Origin of the sequence: Staphylococcus massiliensis CCUG 55927, from assembly GCF_000298075.1 — a bacterium.
GTDB lineage: Bacteria > Bacillota > Bacilli > Staphylococcales > Staphylococcaceae > Staphylococcus > Staphylococcus massiliensis.
In genome coordinates, this window is sequence record NZ_JH815594.1 from 1 (window position 1) to 17,823 (window position 17,823).

The 17,823-nt window shown below is 35.8% G+C and carries 15 protein-coding genes; 2 read left to right on the forward strand and 13 right to left on the reverse strand.

The window, feature by feature from the left end; translation table 11 throughout:
- Nucleotides 1-344 precede the first annotated feature (344 nt).
- From A33S_RS0108645 to A33S_RS0108675, 7 genes are all read right to left on the reverse strand, one after another.
- Complete coding sequence (locus A33S_RS0108645; RefSeq protein WP_017176748.1) at nt 345-1,409, reverse strand: Mrp/NBP35 family ATP-binding protein; 1,065 nt, start codon at nt 1,407-1,409, stop codon at nt 345-347.
- 447 nt (nt 1,410-1,856) lie between these two features.
- Nucleotides 1,857-3,305: an MDR family MFS transporter gene (locus tag A33S_RS0108650; RefSeq protein WP_017176749.1), complete on the reverse strand. Its 1,449-nt coding sequence runs from the start codon at nt 3,303-3,305 to the stop codon at nt 1,857-1,859.
- A 76-nt stretch (nt 3,306-3,381) separates the two neighbouring features.
- Nucleotides 3,382-3,846: a SepA family multidrug efflux transporter gene (locus A33S_RS0108655; RefSeq protein ID WP_009384825.1), complete on the reverse strand. Its 465-nt coding sequence runs from the start codon at nt 3,844-3,846 to the stop codon at nt 3,382-3,384.
- A 69-nt stretch (nt 3,847-3,915) separates the two neighbouring features.
- Nucleotides 3,916-5,244, reverse strand: coding sequence for a multidrug efflux MFS transporter SdrM (gene sdrM, locus A33S_RS0108660; protein ID WP_017176750.1), 1,329 nt, complete (start codon nt 5,242-5,244; stop codon nt 3,916-3,918).
- Between the two features lie 131 nt (nt 5,245-5,375).
- On the reverse strand, nt 5,376-6,065 hold the full coding sequence (gene trhA, locus A33S_RS0108665) for a PAQR family membrane homeostasis protein TrhA (protein WP_009384830.1): 690 nt from the start codon (nt 6,063-6,065) through the stop codon (nt 5,376-5,378).
- A gap of 16 nt (nt 6,066-6,081) precedes the next feature.
- Nucleotides 6,082-7,269, reverse strand: a complete 1,188-nt coding sequence (locus tag A33S_RS0108670) for a UTP--glucose-1-phosphate uridylyltransferase (protein ID WP_009384831.1) — start codon at nt 7,267-7,269, stop codon at nt 6,082-6,084.
- Between the two features lie 92 nt (nt 7,270-7,361).
- On the reverse strand, nt 7,362-7,877 hold the full coding sequence (locus A33S_RS0108675; protein WP_009384833.1) for a metal-dependent hydrolase: 516 nt from the start codon (nt 7,875-7,877) through the stop codon (nt 7,362-7,364).
- A 177-nt stretch (nt 7,878-8,054) separates the two neighbouring features.
- Here A33S_RS0108675 and A33S_RS0108680 point away from each other — a divergent pair, with 177 nt between their 5' ends.
- Entirely contained in the window at nt 8,055-8,315 is a 261-nt protein-coding gene (locus tag A33S_RS0108680; protein ID WP_009384835.1) for a SunI/YnzG family protein, read from the forward strand.
- A 319-nt stretch (nt 8,316-8,634) separates the two neighbouring features.
- Here A33S_RS0108680 and A33S_RS0108685 read toward each other — a convergent pair whose 3' ends face one another.
- The 6 genes from A33S_RS0108685 to A33S_RS0108710 all read right to left on the reverse strand — a co-directional run bounded on the left by A33S_RS0108685 (nt 8,635) and on the right by A33S_RS0108710 (nt 15,675).
- Nucleotides 8,635-9,597 carry a FecCD family ABC transporter permease gene (locus tag A33S_RS0108685; RefSeq protein ID WP_009384837.1) on the reverse strand — a complete coding sequence of 321 codons (963 nt, stop codon included), beginning with the start codon at nt 9,595-9,597 and terminating at the stop codon, nt 8,635-8,637.
- Nucleotides 9,594-10,625 (reverse strand): FecCD family ABC transporter permease, encoded by a 1,032-nt coding sequence (locus A33S_RS0108690; RefSeq protein WP_026048990.1) that lies wholly within the window; start codon nt 10,623-10,625, stop codon nt 9,594-9,596. The genes A33S_RS0108685 and A33S_RS0108690 overlap by 4 nt, the downstream gene beginning before the upstream one ends.
- A gap of 5 nt (nt 10,626-10,630) precedes the next feature.
- Nucleotides 10,631-11,617: an ABC transporter substrate-binding protein gene (locus A33S_RS0108695; RefSeq protein ID WP_009384840.1), complete on the reverse strand. Its 987-nt coding sequence runs from the start codon at nt 11,615-11,617 to the stop codon at nt 10,631-10,633.
- 63 nt (nt 11,618-11,680) lie between these two features.
- Nucleotides 11,681-12,745, reverse strand: a complete 1,065-nt coding sequence (locus A33S_RS0108700; RefSeq protein WP_009384842.1) for an alanine racemase — start codon at nt 12,743-12,745, stop codon at nt 11,681-11,683.
- A 1-nt stretch (nt 12,746) separates the two neighbouring features.
- Nucleotides 12,747-14,507, reverse strand: coding sequence for an IucA/IucC family protein (locus A33S_RS0108705; protein ID WP_009384844.1), 1,761 nt, complete (start codon nt 14,505-14,507; stop codon nt 12,747-12,749).
- Nucleotides 14,491-15,675 carry an MFS transporter gene (locus A33S_RS0108710; protein WP_009384846.1) on the reverse strand — a complete coding sequence of 395 codons (1,185 nt, stop codon included), beginning with the start codon at nt 15,673-15,675 and terminating at the stop codon, nt 14,491-14,493. Before A33S_RS0108710 ends, A33S_RS0108705 begins: the two co-directional genes overlap by 17 nt.
- A 103-nt stretch (nt 15,676-15,778) precedes the next feature.
- Between A33S_RS0108710 and A33S_RS0108715 the strand changes: the two genes are divergently transcribed.
- A complete protein-coding gene (locus A33S_RS0108715; protein ID WP_009384847.1) occupies nt 15,779-17,749 on the forward strand; it encodes an IucA/IucC family protein in 1,971 nt (656 codons plus the stop codon).
- The last annotated feature ends 74 nt before the right edge of the window (nt 17,750-17,823 follow it).

Sequence of the window (17,823 nt, forward strand, 5' to 3'; positions counted from 1 at the left end):
TTCTTAAGTGATATATATTATATCACATTTACAATTAATTTACAAAATTAATAGCACGTTTATTAATATAATATATATTTAATATTAATGCAAGGGTTAATTTTACACCCTTTATTAAGTGAGTCGTTTGAAAAAAGCGACTTTTATATCGTAACAACTTTGCAATACAAAGTCAATAACTTTTTTAAAACTTATTAAAGCAACTCATTAGCGAGTTATGCTTTCTTTAGCTCACAAGAAATTATTCTATCAGATAATCATAAAAAATCAAGGGCTTATTTTAATTTTTTCAAACTAAAATAAACCCTTGTCTATAACAAAACGATTAACTTGTAATTCAAGCGTTACTTAGTAGTCGCTTTAATCACTTTTTTCGCGATATCTTGATAAATACCACCTAAAGTATCTTGAGGTTGGTAAACAGATGGAGAGAAATCTTTAGGATCCCATGATGGTTGTTCTAATGGCAGTTCTCCTAATAAATCCGTACCAAGTTCTTTTGCTAACTTAGCACCCCCACCTTTACCAAAGACATATTCTTTATTGCCAGTTTCTTTACTTTGGAAGTAAGACATATTTTCAATAACACCAATAATTGAGTGATCTGTATGTCTTGCCATCGCGCCTGCTCTAGCTGCTACAAATGCAGCAGTAGGATGCGGTGTCGTAACGATAATTTCTTTACTTGATGGTAGCATTGTATGAACATCTAGCGCCACATCACCTGTACCTGGAGGTAAATCAAGGATTAAGTAATCTAATTCGCCCCATTTAACTTCTGTGAAGAAGTTTGTAAGCATTTTACCTAACATCGGGCCTCTCCAAATAACTGGAGCGTTTTCTTCAACGAAAAATGCCATTGAGATGACTTTAACGCCATGTCTTGTTACTGGTAGGACTTCTTTTCCTTCAATTTCAGGTTTTTCATCGATACCCATCATATCAGGCACGCTGAACCCGTAAATATCTGCATCGATTAAACCAACATTTTTGCCTTCGCGAGCTAATGAAACAGCTAAGTTAACTGCAACTGTTGATTTACCTACGCCACCTTTACCAGAAGCAATCGCAATAAATTCAACTGGATTGTCTTTTGATAAAAGTCCTTCTATCGTAAGGTTTTCATCTTTAATGTTACCTCTATAGGCTTCAACCTTTTCGGCTGGTAATTCTTCAAAGCGGATACCTACTGTTTTAGCACCGTTCTCTTTAAGTGTATCTACAATCTCCATTTGAAGATCTAATTGTAATTGACCACCTAGTTGCGCCATTGCAACTTTGACACTTACGTGTTCTTTTTCTTCCTTTACGGAAACTTCTAATATACCTTCAGTTTCTTTTAAAGGGACCTCTAGGATTGGATCTTTGATTTCGCCAACAAGCGATTTCACTTGTTCAACTGTTAACACTTTGCAACTCCCCTTTTCATATGTAAATCGTATTTCAATTTTAACAGAATACCCACTATATGACTAAACATTGATTTTTAATTTAATCACCATTTATAAATATATCATAAGTTTTACTCAATCGTGTCATTTATTCCCATGAAAAGCCCTTTGTATCCATATATCTTTTCAAAGCCCTTTGGACCCATACATCTTTTTGAAAGACCTTCAGAACGAATTGTCCTTTATAAACCCTCTTTGAATGATACGCCTTAAAAATAAACGCTTAGTATCAAAGTGTATTTTATAAAAGCCCTTAGTATCGTACCGATATATCTTTTAGAAAATTTATGACCATGATGCTTTTTTACCCAATTAGGCATGTTTGATTGAAAGGGCTTTTCAAAAGGGATAAAAAAAGGCCCCGAATGATTCATCAGTAAAGATCATTCAGGGCTTTAAAGCTTATTAAATTTGACGCGTATTCACATTTGTTTGGTTAGGATCACGGTCTTTAATATAGAACGACATGATGAGACCGATCGTAACAAGTATTGATGTAATAATAAACGCGAGACTAATACCGGAAGAGACCGCTTCACGGTATGCCATGTGTTCTGAGATTTGACCGTTGTGATCGGGCTTTGCTAACTTCATACCAATCGACATGATTGTAACCATAAGTGCTGTACCAATCGAACTTGAAATGATACGCGCTGAGTTCATGATAGCTGTACCATGCGAGATATCTTTACTTTCGAGTGCATTAATACCTGCTGTGTTGAGCGGCATCATGAGTAATGCAATCGAGAACATACGGATACCGTAAATGACAACTAAATACCAGAACGGTGTATAAACATCTAAGAAGATGTGCAAGATGGTTGTTATAGTTAAAATAACGAAACCAGTAATGACGAGTCTACGTGCCCCGTATTTATCAAAAATCTTACCTGTGACGAGTGACATTGCGCCGTTAATAATCGCGCCTGGTAAAATGACGATACCTGAAAGCATGGCTGAAAGTCCTAATGAATTTTGAACGTACATCGGTACGAGTAAGGCTGGACCTACCATAGCTGTAAATACAATGACGGACGTGATTGTCGTAAGCGTGAATGCGCGATTTTTGAAAACGCGCAAGTTTAATAAAGGATTACGTATACGTAATTGTCTTTTCACGAAGATGTAAATAATGATGATACTTATAACGAGTGATATCAGTACGATTGGGTTGAAGAACCCTAAGTTACCGGCACTACTGAATGCATAAAGCATGATACCGAAACCTACAGTTGAATAAACCACTGAGATACGATCAAGTTTAGGGTCTTTGGTTTCACTATAGTTTGTTATAAACAGTGCACCTAGGATATAACAAATTGCGGCTGTAATCACGACCACGAAGAATGGTGTTCGCCAACTGTATTGATCGACTAAAAAGCCTGATAACGTAGGACTTATAGCAGGTGCGAATTGGATAACTAAACCTGCTAGACCCATGGCAAAGCCGCGTTTGTCTCTAGGGAATAGTGTAAATAATGTGAACTGCATGAGAGGCATTAGGACGCCCGCACCCATAGCTTGAATAACGCGCGCTATCATTAAGATTAAAAAGTTAGGTGCAAATGCGGCAATGACTGAACCGAGTAAGAATGCACCCATTGATAAAAGATATAAGGTCTTCGATTTAACTTTATCCATTAAATAAGCTGTAAGTGGAACCATGATACCGTTTACCAGCATAAATCCAGTAACAAGCCATTGCGACGTGTTCTCGTCAACATGCAAGCCTTTCATAATTGCTGGTAGTGCTGTATTGAGTAAAGTCTGGTTGAGTATAGCCACAAACGCACTTAATAACATAACCCCAACGATTAAATTTCGTTGCTTTGTAGAAATGGAATGAGCGTTCATGAAAGTCACCCCTCCGAATGTGTGTCTATAAATATCTATTCTAAGTAATTAAAGTTAGCATATCAAAGTTTTGGCTTTATTTACGTTTGCGATTGAGATTCTCACTATCTGGATAAAAGATTTCCTTGAATATATACAGTAGTCCGGATATGACAAGAATTACCCAAAAGTCGATATCAATGTCTTTATAATGTATATGGATGATAAAGAAAAACATCGTCGTACTCACAACATAGGCAAGTAAATGGAAGGTAAGCCCTTGGAAATAAGGGCTATGAGATAACTTCTTACGAAACGTTTCCATTAAATATTCTATTGAATAAAACACAATATATCCAAATACAATATAACTACCATAATAGTAAAGGTTCTGATAGAAGCCTTTATTAAAGCTAAACTCTGCCAGTTTAAAATAAATCAATATCCTACTTAAACCATACAATCCAAAGCCTAGAAAAGTTAAAAAGATGGCTCCGGAAATCAAAAATATTAAACAGATAATGAGCGTCGCAATTAAATCATGCATATTAAACCTTCTCATTATCATTCTCCTTTTACATTTCACGTGTTCTTAAGTACTTATCATTATACCTTAGTTATATGAATTGGATTAATGTTTTGTATCTAATTTTACAAGTGACCATATCACGATTAAGAAGATGCAGATTAAGATCACTGTAGCCGCGATATTCTGCATGGAAAGTGAAAACAACATTAAAGGTATACCATACACATACCCCATTAGCGTCGAACCAATGGCGTTACCTAAATTTTTTGTCAGAATATATAAAGACATCATACGTTTCATTTGTGATTTCGACGATTCTTCTTGGATGATCACGCTATCTTTCGTATAAACCGTACCAAAACTTGCACCTGATAACGTGAGTATAGCAGCTACGAGTAATGGATAATGCGCTGAGAAGATAAATAGCACAGAACATATAATCATTGTGGTGAAAGCACCTAAATATAAAGCTTTAAGCGTTAACTTCGCCTCAATTTTATTTAATACGAATGTGATGGTCATCCAAGCTAATGAAATTGGGAAGACGGTTAACCCACTTTGAATGGGTGATAACCCTTTATCTTCTTGTAAATAGATCGGCATATACACTGAAAAGCCCATTAAAACAATCGAGAACACAAAGTCTGTAAAGAACGCTAAGTTAATACGCTTTGAAAACTCTTGAACTGGTATAAATGGCGCATGGTGTTTCTGCTCCGTTTTAACTAAGGCGATAAATGTTACTATAAATAGGATAAAACCTAAGATATTAAGCCATAACATACCTGTTGTTAGGATAGCCATAAGTAAGAAACCGATTAATGCGTAAAGTAAAATGATACCTTTATAATCAAGTTTATTCTTAACGATGGTTTCATTTTCAAAATGGTACGTAAATAAAACGATGATAAACGCGATGATTGCGATTGGAATATTAATGTAGAAGAGCCAATGCCATGAAGCGATTTCTAAAATAAAGCCTCCGAGTAAGGGTCCAACTAGACTTGCGACACCCCACATACTGCCAACGACACCCATTACTTTATATCGAAGTGGAATATCAAATGCTAATTTCGGAATGATTTGCGTCAGTGACATGAGTACGCCGGAACCTAGACCCTGGATAAAGCGAGAAAGAATTAAAATCGCAAAGTTAGGACTTAAGCCCGCAAATAAACTACCGAGTGTGAACAAGATCAAACCACCGATTGTGACGTATATAACTTTAGATCTTGAGAAGATTTCACCTATGATAGGTGTCGCTAATACCATGGCGATAAAGTAAACCGCAAAGACTAGCGATATTTGACCTTCAATATGTAAATATTCTTTCATAGATGGCAACGCTAACGTAATGATTGACGTTTCAATCGCAGCCATAAACATGATGAGTAATAATGAAATAACGATTAATAACGATCTTAACTTCATCATTCATACCCCTAACTTCAAAATTTTACTTAACCTTATGTAGCTTATCATTTTAAAAGTCCTAATAATATAGGAAAATGGTATGATTTTTAAAATCATACCATTTAAACAATTGCTTATTATATTGACGCTTACATGTAATACATGATTGCGATGTAATGAAATGATGAGGCTACAACGATAAATAGGTGCCAAATCATGTGGAAATAGGCACGGTGCTTTTGCGCATAAAACCAAGCACCTATCGTGTATGCGACACCACCTAATAAGATGTATATCAGAAATGCTATCGATGCTTTCTGAATAATAATTGGAATTAGTATGATCGACATCCAACCCATAACCATGTACATCGCCATACTAAATTTAGGGTTCACGTGAGTCGCTAATACCTTGTATAGAATACCAAATATCGTAATACCCCATAATATCGCGAGTACAGTCCAACCGAGCCAGCCACCTATCATAATGACAAGTATAGGTGTGTAAGTGCCGACTATTGAAATGAAAATCATACTGTGATCAATAATCCTTAACACATATTTATGCGTCGTTCTATTCTCCATCGTGTGATAAACCGTGGATGATAAGAACATTAAGAATATACTAATGACATATATTGATAAACATACGGCATGGGCTGTACCGCCATGAAGGTAGCTTTTAACAGCTACGTAAGGTAACAGACATAGGGCTATACATGCAAATACACCATGTGAAACGGAGTTCGCAACTTCTTCACCAAATGATAATTTGACCGTATCTTTAAAGTTTTTACGTTTTACTTTAATTTGCTTTTGTGTATTTACATGTTGTGTCATTCTGTAACACCTCGAATTAGATAATGTTCATGCGTTTTAAGTCATTTGTAGCAGTTTCAACACTATCTTTACCTTCTTTATTCTTAAGCGGACTGAATTCTTCTTCACGAGGTACTTGTAATGTTACGAATGATTTCGCATATTTAAAGATATCGAAATAGAACAATTCAAATTTAAGAGTAGGTTGTTTTACAACACCGAAATCTTCATCAAGTTGTTCTAATTGTTTGACTGCTAAATGATAAGGTAAAGGCTCTTGAACCGCGTCCTTAATGAACGATACTTTAAATGCATGGATACCTATGTTTGCATTATCAAATGAATTAGCAACAGATTCTTCTAATTCTGAGTATTCAAGTACAGTATCTTTGCCATCTTTTTGAACAAGACGTCCAACGCTTTCATTCTCTTTAGGTTTAATAGATTTCGTCGTAACATCTTTATTTTGTTCTGCCGTAAATCCAGCGAATACCGGATCTAGTACTTTGACTAAGACGTTATCGATATTGTTAACGAATAGGAATTCATTGCCATTATCAATAATTTGATCTAATAAACCTGCTTTTTTAAGCGCTTTGAAAATACCACCGTTACCATTAGGTGTTTCCATAATTTCGCCGTCTTTACTTAGAACAAGTTGACCTTCTTCACTTAACGCAACAATACTTTCTTGTTTAAAGAAATGAATATGCGCACTATCATAACCGAAATAGTTTTGTTCTTCAAAGAATTTCTTCGTTTCAATATCATTAATATCACTTGTCATAATGTACCAATCAAGTGTGTAACCTGATTCTTCACGTAGTTGAAGTAATTGTTTCGCTTGAAGTTCAAATAAGCTAACGCCTTCAATCGTAAATGAACCTTTAGGACCTTTATATCCTAAGCGTGTACCTTGACCGCCGGCCATAAGAATAACCGCAAATTTACCTTCTTTAATGGCTTGAAGTCCTTTTTTGTAAAAGTCCTCTTGAGTGGCATCGTCCATTTCAGCTTTAACATCATAAGCTACTTCATTAATTTCAGATACATCATCAATTGTACGTCGATTTACATATACGTCTTGGTATAGCTCTTGAATGCCTTCTAAATCAAGTTCTTCTAATTTATGATGTAACGCATCTTTTTCTTTTTGACTCATCATTTTTTCAAATTCAACTAAATGTTGTTGGTTATATTTTTCTAAATCTTCTACATTTACCATGTATAAACGCCTCCACACTTTTATATGTGATTTTATTGATACCTTAACAAAAGTATCATATCAGAATACTAAATAACAACTATCAGACTATTTTATGAGAAAAAGATATGTTGAATATTCAGATATTGGTGAATATAGTCTTTAAAGAAAATATATAACGTTACAGCTGAAAATGTAGACGCTAAAGATAAGTCCACCGTGCCACCCGTCTTAAATTGAAACGGAAATTTGACCGAAATGGGTATTGGATATAAAAGCTTTACTCCTCTTTTCGTTAACATATCCAATATGATATGCGAACAAATTCCACCAATAATTGGAAAGACATAGTAATTTGGTGTATGTATGAAATTAAGTAAAACATAGATAATCCCCATAAATAAGAGGGAATGCGTAAATGTTCGGTGACCGAACACTGTTCGAATCACAAAACTTAACAGTTTAAATTTACGACCAACCTTGCTACTTGCGTGACAAATGTCTGGTAGTAAGCTCGACAAAGCAGCAAGTGTCATAATAGTTGTTGATACAAAGATGTCTTCTTTAAAATATTGAATACTAAGTGCGCCTACGAACATACCGCAGGCTAAATGTGTTTTTCCTGTCATATCACTTGCTCCTTTACGCTAGAGTATAACATAAAATATACGAACAAGCGAACGTATTTTCGCTTTTAAATAGTATGACATATTTTCATAATATGGTAACACAATTATCTTGAATAGATGCGTAACTATGGGGTATCATAAAAGTATATTCAATATTTATTAAAGGATGTGTCTTTAATGGCAATGACAGTAAAGAAGAACGATAAAGAAGTTCGTATTCAATGGAGAGTAGCTGACATTCGTATCCCTAATGAGGATATTGTTAATGTATCTGAAGACCAAGACATTCACGCAACACCGGACTTAGATGATGAACAAATCTCTCGTATCGGTACTACTTTTGGCAAAACGAATCGTGTAATTATTGATACTAAGGATCATGAATATATTATTTATACTTTAAACGATAAGAAAGTGTATAACGAAGTGACGAAATAGTTATCTAAATAACTTTGGTTGCTCTTACTTTCCTTTAACAGCATGCTTTCCTGTAAAGTCCAACTCGTATTTTTAATACGGTAGCTGGACTTACTAAGAAGCTCAGGCTTCTTTGTTCATGAGAAAGAGCCCCGGCTTCCTTAGCTTGATAATTTGCTTGCGCAAATTTCTGTGCCGGGGCCCCACCCCTAGGAGTCAGCTGTTAGGAAATTAATTTATGTTAAATAATTAGCAACTGAATAAGGCACTTCTTCATAATTTAAGGGTCTGTACAAATACCGACTGTTTCGGATTTGTACAGACCCTTTTTTTAATTGATTTACATTTTTCTTAAGATATATAAGAAATATGGTGCGCCGACGATGGCGATAATAACACCAACAGGTATATCTAGTGGTGGATGGATACCTCTGGCTAAAGCATCCGATACGATAATGAGTAATGCACCGATTAATCCTGACATCGTAACAATATGAATATGACGATGCCCAACAATACCACGTGCAATATGAGGTGCAATTAAGCCTAGGAAACTAAGTCCACCGACAACTGCAATAGATGCACCTGAAAGCATAACAGCAAGTAATAATAAGACCATCTTAATTTGACGTGTTTTAGCACCGAGACCAATAGCAACTTCATCACCTAGATTTAATATATCTAGCTTTTTACTAAAGTAAATGATGAGCGGTACCGTAATAATGAACCATGGCAAGATGGCATATACATAATCCATAGAACGTCCAAACAAGCTACCTGTTAACCAAACAAGCGCGATGTTTGCTTCCATAGGATGACGAATCAGAAGGAATTGTACGATTGCCATCGCAATAGCCCCTATTGCCATACCGATAAGTGCTAACCTTGATCCATTAATACCTTTCCACGAAATTAGAAATGATAATAAGATACTGACGAGTAACGCGCCAATAAACGATGCAACTGGTAACGCAAATAACGGTGCAGCTGGGAATAAGATAATGACGATAACTGCTGTTAAACTGGCACCTTTCGTAATACCGATGACATCAGGTGATGCGAGTGGATTTCGAACGACACCTTGAATCACTGCACCTGATATCGCAATCGCAGCACCAACTATGAATCCAAGTAATAATCGCGGAATGCGATACTCTTTTAAGATAAAACTAGAATTATTAAATAACTCTTGAATCACCTTAACCGGTGACATATAAACGGCACCGAAACCGAGTGATAGTAATGAGAAGATTAATAACAATGTGATGACAACGATATATTTAAACTTTAAGCTATGTGTCATTTTTGCTTCACTCCTCTCATTGTAATACCTAAGAAGTACAACGCTCCGATGAATGAAGTCACGATACCTACAGGTGATTCAAATGGGAAAGCGATAAGACGACTAAGCACATCTGATATTAAGAGTAAATCAGCACCCATAACCATTGATAAAGAGATAATCGTGAAATAGTTATGACTGACGTAATATTTTACAATGTGCGGCACGATTAATCCGATAAACCCAATTGGACCAGCTATCGAAACAGACGTACCTGCTAAAATCACAACTAAAATACCGATTATAATACGAATCACTTTTGTATTTTGACCAAGACCTCTTGATAATTGGTCACCAAGTTCTAAGATCGTGATTTGTCGACTGAAAAGTAACGTGAATATTAAAGCGATTGCCATCCATGGTAAAACGGATAATAATGCTGGCCATTTAATCGTATATAGAGAACCAACGAGCCAGAACATAATATCAAACGTGGCATCTTCATTTAATAAAATAATACCTTGAGTCAAGCTTGAGAAGAATAAATGAATCGTCATACCTGCTAATGCAAGTTTTATTGGAGTCATACCTTTAGTAGTATCAGATAATAAATACACAGCTAAACCACCAAGAAATGCACCAATAAATGCGAACAGTACTTTACCTGTAGCTAGTGACGGTAATAATGTACTGATTAATACAACAACAAATGAGGCACTCGCGTTAACACCGAATATTTGTGGTGAAGCAAGCGGGTTTCGTGTTAATGCTTGCATCAGTACCCCAGCTACAGCTAATGAAGCACCAATACATATACCTGCTAACATTCGAGGCATTCGAACATTATGTATTAAAAAGGTTGATTTATTTTGTGCACCATTTGTAAAGTATTGCCAAAAGTCATTAAACGTAATACTAGAAGAACCAATACTTAAGTTTAAATAAATGGCAACAAAAAGAAAGCACACACTCACAAGAAATGTGAGTGTCGTGCGTCTTTTTTGTTTTATTTCTATTTGATTGTGAATGTGAGGATGTTTCATAATCATTCACCTTACTTTTCTTTTTTAGAGATTTCAACTAACTCTTTCGCAATTTCTTCAGAAGAGATTAAACCTCTGAATTTAGACCATGTTTGACGATCTACAGTATGAACATTGTCGTTTTGAACAGCGTCTAAACGCTTCCAAACTTTGTCTTGTTCCATTTTCTTAAGTGCTGGATCGTCTTCACCTTTAACCATTAAAAACATTCTCTTAGGATTAACTTCAGAAAGTTGTTCTGAATTCATTTGAAGGTATGGTGAATTTAAATATTCAGGTAATTTATCAGATACGTCTTTATTTAACGCTTCTTTAAATCCAAGTTCACGTAAGAATTCACCTACGTATGATTTATCTGAATGCGCATAAACACCTGACTCAGTAACAGTACCTGGAAGGACTGTCTTTTCTTTATCCATTGTAATTTGTTTTTTCAATTTGTCAATTTTAGCTTTGTGGTCTTTTAAGCGTTGTTCAGCTTTGTCTTCTTTAGATAAAGCTTTACCAATTGTTTTGAACGCTTCTAAGTTTTGTTTATAGCCACTATCTAAACTTGGTAACATGATTGTAGGTGCGATTTTGTTTAATTCTTTATAAACGTTCTTATGTCTATTGCTGTCTGCAATAATTAAGTCCGGTTTTGTTTCACTAATCACTTCTATGTTAGGTTGCTTTCTTGAACCTACAGACTTATAGTCACCTACTTTATCACGAAGCGGTTCGATAATATTTTCTTTCTTACCGTCATCAGCAATACCTACAGGTTTTACACCTAAAGCCACTAATGCATCTACGAAAGAATATTCTAATGCGACAACTTTTTTAGGATTTTTAGGTACTTTAGTTGTACCACCATCGTGCTTGATTTCAACACCTTCTTTAGGTTCTGCTTTTTTAGAGCCACCTTTAGAACCTGAATCACTCACACTTCCGCAAGCTGTAACGAAAGTAAGTAAAAATACTAATGAAATAATACCAATCAATTTCATCTTATTCATTTGTCTATCTCCTTGCTATTATATTTACCTACACTCTTATCTTATTGATAACGATTATCAATGTCAATAGTTATTTTTATTCAGGATTGGACTTTGCTCTAATTGTTCATTTAATAAAGCAAGTCCTCTATCTCTTAAGTAGACTTTATCAATGAGATTCGTATTCATAAGTTGTGCCATCGCTTGATAATCTAGTCCGAACTGAATCGTGTCTCCAACCTGATAACTGTCATCGTGATGTAAATCAACCATGAGATGATCACTTGTCGCGCCAATAATCGAAATATTGTGGTGCAGCGGGTGTATGTGATTCATCCACGTATCTATCGTGCCAATATCTAGAATCGCTTGTAGAAATTGCTGACGTTGTCGATTGATTCTGGGTTTAATTTCTATAATTTGTGCATTTAAAGTTATCGTGTTCTGATACAACGTTTGAATCGGTTTATCAGTATTTGTATCTACACCTCTAAAGAGCGTCTCACCTACACGAAGTTCATTAATGCGGCCTAAATCACCTTGTTCGAGTAATGGTAATACACTCGAATTACCACCTGATATGACCTTCATATGAAGTCCAGTTGCTTGTTCAAGTTGGTCTATAAACTGGTGCATCATTTCAATATCATGCATATCGGCTTGTATAGGGTTAAAGCACATGAAATTAAATGCTAAACCACTAAGTTCGATATGCGACATGCGCTTGATCTCTTCAATATAATGTAACACGTCGTAGGTATGTACACCTTCACGTCCATCTTTCCAGTCTACCATTAACAATATACGATGTTTCTTATTTAATCGCTTAGCAGCTTCATTGAGCTTTTCAATGGTAGATAACTCAGTTTGAATACTCATTTCACAATGTTCAATCGTTTCTTTATATTGAAAAGCATTGGGTGAACGCAACAGAATAAAGGATTGATACGGTTCCTGCTGCTTGATATTAGATAACCTCGATTCAGCAAAATGACTTAAACCAACTTGGTTAAGTGCCTGAATAATTTCTTGATCGCTACCAACACCTTTAACAACAGGCGTGAAATGGATGTGATTCTGTTCAAGTTTCTGCTTGATGACATGTGCATTATATTGAATTTCTGATAGATTTATCGATATATAGGCCATATTAAGTCACCTCTTTTCGTATCGGATTCGCTATATCTACAGTAATGTATTTCTTAACTTTACCTTCCATACGCATATTCATTAGTGCTTTAACCGTTATGACGTCACCGAATAAAATATCACTTAAAGCTTGAGCATGTTGTTGATCAAAGTCGATGGACTGTTCAACGACATCACGAACAATATCAAACAGTGCTTGTTCATTTACATCATCGTACTGACTGAAGTGGTGAATCAATTCCCCAAGCTGATTTTGAATGACAGCATGTTGGAATTTATGAACAACACCCTCAATATCTTCAGATAATAATGAAGTATTCGTAATTTCAATGGAAGGAACACGGTTTTGTAAAGTAGGTAAATGAATTCTTGAACCACCTAAATCCCTAACAATAAACGTCATGTCCCCATTTTGTTGTAAGTTAACGATTGTATTCTGCATATGCGCTTCGAGTGCGATACCGTACGTTTGAATATATGAAATAAGCGGTGGAATTAATGTTTCAGCGTATGTTTGGATAAAGTTTGCGATCGTATCTTTGTTCAGAGCGTCCTCGCACCATTTAATGAAACTATCAACTGTAACCGCTTCGTCAATCGGATTCTCATTCACTAGTGCTGCCGTTACCATAGTAATACCCGCTTCACCAAGATCTGGACGCTTTCTTATGATATAACCTAAGCTTTTCGCGATATCTTCTTCTGCATCCGCGTGTAAGCCGTATGGTTCCATAGCAACTTTTAAATTTGGATAAATATCTAACATGTCTTGGAGTTGATAACTGAGATGCGGCCCGTCTACAGTCGTCACTGTTGATACAGTTCGAATGGCACTCGTCGCTTGAACTTTAACGGGTAACTTCACATGATAAGGCTTTCCAATTAAATCCATCGTTCTGAACGATAGCGTTGCCTTAGAATCAACCGTAAATGGTGTTGGTACTAGTTGTTTCTCTTTTATCCAGTTTGAAAAGGCATCTATAATGACATGCTCATATTGCCAAGGATGCACAAAGACAATATGATAATCTGAAAGTTCTAATTGAAGCGGTTCAAGAAACGTCTCTAGCGGCTTTTTATATTCTGGAAGCACCTGATCTAAAATAAATGATTCATGGCCTTCGATATTCGTTTCGGTCGCTTTATCTTTAGCAATTAACATTAACTTTAAAGGAATAACCTTTTCAAACTCAGGCGCGTAAGCTCTGATTTCATCTTCAGTTAACGGTAATTTCGTCTTAGACAGCGGGTGTGTTGTATGGCCTTCAAACACAAGACTTTCTGAATACGTTAGTGGGTCGAAGTCTGTTGAATGTGCCATGTGTTGTAAGTAGACAAAGAAGTTAATACCCATTGGTAGTTGAGAGAATTTCAGCGTTGACGTAAATAAAGATTTACGATTATAAAAGGATTCATAAGTAAGTTCAAATGCGTCTCGACCATGTTTCAATTCTTTGATAAAACGTTCATTGAATGGAATATCGAATTTGGTTTGTAAGCATAAAATGAAAGCTTCTAGCTGATCAATTTGAATACTTTCATCATCATGCTGATATACAGGCACTGATGTAAAGACATATCGCTTAAACTGAGAACGATAGTTATAGGCTACCTTTAGATGATGTTGTTGATATGAAATGGTAAGCATATGGTCATCATCTCGAATGACCGTTCCCTCTTGATAGATTGATTCTTTTACAAGTGCATTTATAATTCGATAAATCACATTTAAGTTAGCTTGTAATTTAATATCCGCTTTCATGCTTTCGTCCTCCAAGGAATTCTTTATTTCTTAAACTAAAGGTAACCGCGATGATTAATGTGAGCAGTCCCATAATAATAAACGTATACGTGATGCCAATCCATTCTGTAGATAAACTCATAAGTAAACTACCGAGCGGAATCATACCACGGTCCATCATAACGACGCTTAATAATTTACCTCGATTTTCTTTAGATACTTGATTTTGAAAGTAGATGCGATTTGTAGTTCTCGCCCACTGACTAAATAATCCAGCTAAAAAGATACATCCAAATAAAATAATTGGATTCGGAAATACGACCATCATTAAACTGATACCGAATATCGCTGAACTCACATAATAAACAAATGAAGTGTGCACATTTTTAAGTAATTTTGGTAACACTAAAGTTGCCAAGATGCCACCTACAGCGCTAAACGTCATCGCAATACCAAATATTGAAGCACTATCTGGGAAGTTTTTATCAGTTAAAATTGGTAATAATGTGGTATAAGAAAAACCAGTTGCCATTATTAATAATGATGTCACGAAAATGGATCGTGCATTGGCATGATCTTTAAAGTATTGAATCGTATCTTTAAATGAAAATGGATTCTTCTTAGCAATTTCTTTATTAACAGTAAAGCTTAATGGTAAACATAACATCACCGCCGCAAAGTAACAGACTGCTTGGCATAAGAATGCGAGGGTCGCATCATGTGACGCAATAATAACCCCTGAAACTGCCGGTCCAATAGAACGACAGATATTTATAATAAAAGAGTGATAACTCACTGCTTTAGAAACAGGTAACGTAGTGGATAAATCTGGTAATACAGCTTGTCTAACGGGTGTTTCAACTGCACTTAGCGTACCGCGTAAAAATGAATAAATAAGCAGTATGGTCATTGGGACCTTATCCATACTCATACTACAAATAAATAACAATGCGGTAACGACAAGAGACGATGTAATCGTAATCTTAATTAAGTTTCCCCTATTGTGTCGGTCAGCAAGCTTGCCAGCCCAAATACTTAATAGAAGTATGGGGGCGAGTCGAAATAAGTTTATGAGTCCTAGGTAAACTGCATTTTCATAGGTATCAAAGACGTACCAGTTTAATGCAATTTGCCCAATCCAATTCCCTAGGAAAAGGAAAAAGGACCCTGTAAAAAACCATTTTGTCATGTAGTTATCACCTATCTTTTTAATTGATAACGATTCTCATTTTCGCTAATATGGATTATACAAATTTTAAATTAATTTGTAAAACAAATAATCGAGGTGCTTTATGAAAAATATAGACAATCCACAACAAACCGAACAAATTGACGTTTTTGATGAAGAATTACATACATATAACTATTTGAATTCATTTAATGTTCAATGGGCACTTTCTTTTTGTGAACATCTTAAAACGGCTAGAGATAAAATTAACCAACGCTTGATAACGTCTATTTATCGTGAAAATCTCGTTAAAGGTTACGACAATAGTCAGATTAAAGCGACTAAAGATACAGACCTGAACGATCTTGTTTCTCAAGATGATGTATTAATTATAGATTTCCCGAAAAGCGATATTTTACTACATGCGCCCATTAGAGGTGAATTTGCGTTTAACAGAGTGGAAGTAGAGGGACCTTTCTATATACAAAGTAAGGATAATCACCAATTTACACGTGTCCTGCATCCTGAAGTCGTGCTGAACTTTATTCTCACTGAAACGCCAGAACTTAAGAATGATGCGAGTGCACAATTTAGAAGTGATATGGAGAATAGTGTCGCGAACCTCGCGCTTGCTATAAGTTATCGTGACCTTAACTTTAAAGATCAAGATGAGACATTACTCACTATTTTAAAGGCCTCGGAAGATAGTTACCTAAAATCAGAACAATTCGTCTATGAAGGTCACCCGCTTCATCCTGGTGCGAAGTTGCGTAAAGGTATGACTCCAGAAGCAGTTATCAAATATTCATCAGAATTTAATCAACCTATCCCATTAAAGTTTTTACTTGTCAAAGACACACATACGCGTAAACAAACGTATGAACAAAGCTTCAACGACTATGTCTTTAGTATGTTTGATGGCTTGAAAGAGCAGGCACTTGAAGTAATAAGCGAGGATGAGTTGTCACATTATGACGTTATGGTCGTGCACCCTTGGCAGCACGCGCACATCCTTGAAAAGGACTATCAAAGAGAACTCGAACATCACGACATACTTGAAGTACCTTACGAGGTAACGTACTATGCCGGATTATCATTTAGAACATTAATGCCAAAGTACCCTATTACAACGCCTCATATTAAATTATCGACTAACGTGCATATTACAGGTGAAATTCGAACGATGTCTGAACAAACGACGTATAACGGACCACTTGTAACAGAAATTATCAATCAAATCATGGAAGATGAACAAATTTTTCATAACATTAACGCCGAACCAATTAACGAGGTAGCGGGTATACATTTTTATGACAAAGAAGATCAAGGTGAGCATCAGACGATACGAAGCGAGCAGCTCGGTAGTTTATTTAGAGAAAACTTATATCACCAAGTTTCAAAAGATCAACTGCCTATTATCCCTTCAGCACTTGTATCCTATCAACCGAATCAACCTGAAACGCTTATCGTGTCTTTAGTTAAAACCTATCAGAATCAACAAGGTATTGAAGATTATGATAAAGCAAGTATTGAATGGATGCGCACGTATGCCAAACCACTAATTGATATGGTAATTCCGCTATTGATTAAATATGGGATTGCCCTTGAAGCCCACTTACAAAACACGATTGCAGTATTTAATTCGAAAGGGCTTTTAGATAAGATGCTTATTCGTGACTTTGAAGGACTACGTATTGATAGGAAGCAACTCAATGATATGGGATTTGATACGAGTCATTTCCACGAAGCATCACGTATTCTAACTGATAGTAAAACATCGGTATTTAACAAGGCCTTCTACTCAACGATTCAGAATCATCTAGGTGAACTTGTTTTAACGATTGTCGATGAAGTCAATGATAAAAAGGCGCAACAAACATTGGAGTCACAAATTTGGCGCGAAATTAGCCAGCAAATTGAAGCGAAATTATCAGAGATTGAGACGCTTGATCCATCCTTCTCAGAGGAACGTTTAACGCAGTTTCGTGAGATCTTCTTTAATGACGTCATTGATTATAAATGCGTAACAACAATGCGTTTAGAGGATCAATCACATGAATATTCGTATGTGAAAGTTGATAATCCGTTAGCTTAGGCTATCTATAAAAATAAGAACTCAGGTCTTGGACACTTGTTCAATCATAGCAAGTGTTCAAGGCTTTTTTTATG